This window comes from Ruminiclostridium hungatei, assembly GCF_002051585.1.
Lineage (GTDB): Bacteria > Bacillota > Clostridia > Acetivibrionales > DSM-1351 > Ruminiclostridium > Ruminiclostridium hungatei.
The window spans coordinates 1-2,241 of sequence record NZ_MZGX01000056.1 but is presented as its reverse complement, the minus strand read 5'-3'; the positions used below and the strand labels follow the sequence as shown (position 1 = coordinate 2,241).

2 protein-coding genes and 1 pseudogene are annotated in these 2,241 nt (G+C 34.1%); 1 reads left to right on the top strand and 2 read right to left on the bottom strand.

Annotated features, from left to right (window positions below; genetic code table 11):
* Positions 1-115 precede the first annotated feature (115 nt).
* Positions 116-319 (top strand): annotated as a pseudogene (locus CLHUN_RS21400) (transposase domain-containing protein); the annotation flags it as partial.
* 502 nt (positions 320-821) lie between these two features.
* On the opposite strand, the gene CLHUN_RS21395 reads toward CLHUN_RS21400, so the two are convergent.
* The gene (locus CLHUN_RS21395; RefSeq protein WP_080066707.1) at positions 822-1,292 is read right to left on the bottom strand and encodes a hypothetical protein; all 471 of its coding nucleotides are present in this window, start codon (positions 1,290-1,292) and stop codon (positions 822-824) included.
* 63 nt (positions 1,293-1,355) lie between these two features.
* The coding region (locus CLHUN_RS21390) for a ParB N-terminal domain-containing protein (RefSeq protein ID WP_165755827.1) at positions 1,356-2,241 on the bottom strand (886 nt) is incomplete at its 5' end.

Below are 2,241 nucleotides of genomic sequence, written 5' to 3'. Positions count from 1 at the left end.
GTTGTCTTATGATATTCTGCTTTCCTTCACTCATCCCAGGTGTTTTTCTCGGTCTTCCCATAATTTAAAAGCCTCCTGTGTTTTATTCTATCACAGAAGGCTTTTACAGAAAATTTCTCGCAGTCTCGCCATTGTATACAGCATGATCGAATCAGCCAAAGCAAATCAACTCAACCCATATATGTATTTGGTGTATCTATTGTCCAAGCTTCCTTGCTTGAACGAATTAACTCAAGAATCCCTGACACCTTTTCTTCCATGGTCCTCCGAATTACCATCCTGGTGTCATAAAGATTCAAACAAGGCACCCCAAGATTAAGCGCTTACGAAATAATAGCTGGAATTTCTGCATCGTCAAGAATTAATGGTACTTCATTTGATTATCTCCTTTTTGAAATATAAAAAGTGCCCTCTGATTTTGATTAAAATCAAAGAGCACTGCATGCTGAAATAAAACTGACTTATAAAATTTATATATATTATAATAGGACTGAGAAATAAGTGATTCTGCAAGTTGAATGTTTTTACAATTCAAGTAATTTAGTTTCTCAAATAGGGAATAGGGTTCCTACTTTTTATTTTTAAACTACTTTTAAATCAGCAGTTTGAGGGCCTTCGAAAACATGCAGCAAATGAAACATGGTAAAAACGGTTAAAAAAGTACGTACCCATAATGGTTGCGCCCTGCTAATTTTATATCTACTTTGTGCTAAGAAAAAAGCCCTCGTCAGTCAAAATGTCATGCTCCCTTTGTAGTAGAATAACTGTTCATCACAAGGTGGAACATGCCAAAACTGTGGCCTATTAAACAAGTTCTATACTTATTTATTAAGTGAAGTCAAGAATTCTTGAGGATTCTTGGCAAAGGAATGTGCATCTGATTTTCTTATTTCAGTAACAAAATCCTCTAAAACTGGTTTAATTAATACCCCTTTTGTGGTTAATATTAGTGCTTTATTTTCTTTTACAAAATCAATTATCATTTTTAAAATATCTGATGTTAAACTTCTCAAATCTAATCGAATAGATATATCAAGTAATGTATTTTTTTCATAAAATAATTCTATACAAGTTTCATCGATACACCCAAATTGTCTAATACTATCTGACCAGCTCTTGGTTTGTTTTAATGTCTCTGATATCTTTTCTATTGAAGACTCAGATAAATAATACCCGTCCCATGACAATGAATCATCAAAATCACTCAGCTTCGTATTATATTGAGTATTACCTTCTCTTCCTAATACTACCTTTTCAGGTATTACTGAGAAAGTAAATTGCCAAGTTGCCATCTATCACCACTCCTTTCCAATGACTCTCCATAATATAAGTTATACTTATTCATCTATTTAATCTCACCAGAACAAATCTTCAACTATTTTATAGCCTTTATATGGTAGTTCTACTTTTTCAACCGGAACATCCTTTATTCCCAATTGTTTTGCTGCTTGTAATCTATGATGCCCATCAACAACATATTTCTGTCCGTTATACTCAACATACTTGATTGGTTCTTTTATTCCTTCAGTTTTAATAGTTTCAACAAATGATTTAAATTGGTTTTTACTCATTGTAAGTCCCTGTGTTGTATTTAGCTCTGATGTTTTAAGTGTGCTTACCGTTGTAGTCTTAACCGTTCCCTTAAATGGCAATTTTATTCCTTCAATTAGTTTTCCGGTTACATAAGCTGTAAATACTGAAGCAAAAGCTTCAGCCATATCTGGGTCTTCAAAATTAGTGCCAATATTAAGTTGAAATTGAACAGCAGCCTTAAAATTTTCTACCATCTTTTGAGGTTCATTAACTATAATTCCCGGAACTACTCCTGCCTTTATTAGAGTATTATTTGAACCATTTGCTATATTTATCAAAGCTTCAATTCTTTCTGTAGCACTCATATTTTGGTACAAAGTTACTAATGAAATTATATTTAAAGCTGTCATATTATTACTTGTCCCCTGAGGAACTGGTGAATCAATAAAGTCTGCAGTATTACCCGTCCCCTTATTTCCATTCTCAACTTTCTTTGGAGGAGTATTATTGTAATTTGCAGTTACCCTTTTACTTTTTTCTTTCTGTAATGCAGCATATGTACGCTGATCCAATTTCCCTGCCGGTTCAATGCCCTGGAAGTGTTCCACCGGCTTAAGGTTCCCAACGGTTCCATTTTTCTTTACACCTTCAAATGCTGCTTTACAGCCTCTTTGAAAACCCAGCAGGGCTTCATGAGTCTCCCCGCTA

Excerpts from the sequence above, each read along its gene's own strand:
- CLHUN_RS21395 (WP_080066707.1), bottom strand. The coding sequence starts at position 1,292 with ATGGCAACTTGGCAATTTACTTTCTCAGTAATACCTGAAAAGGTAGTA.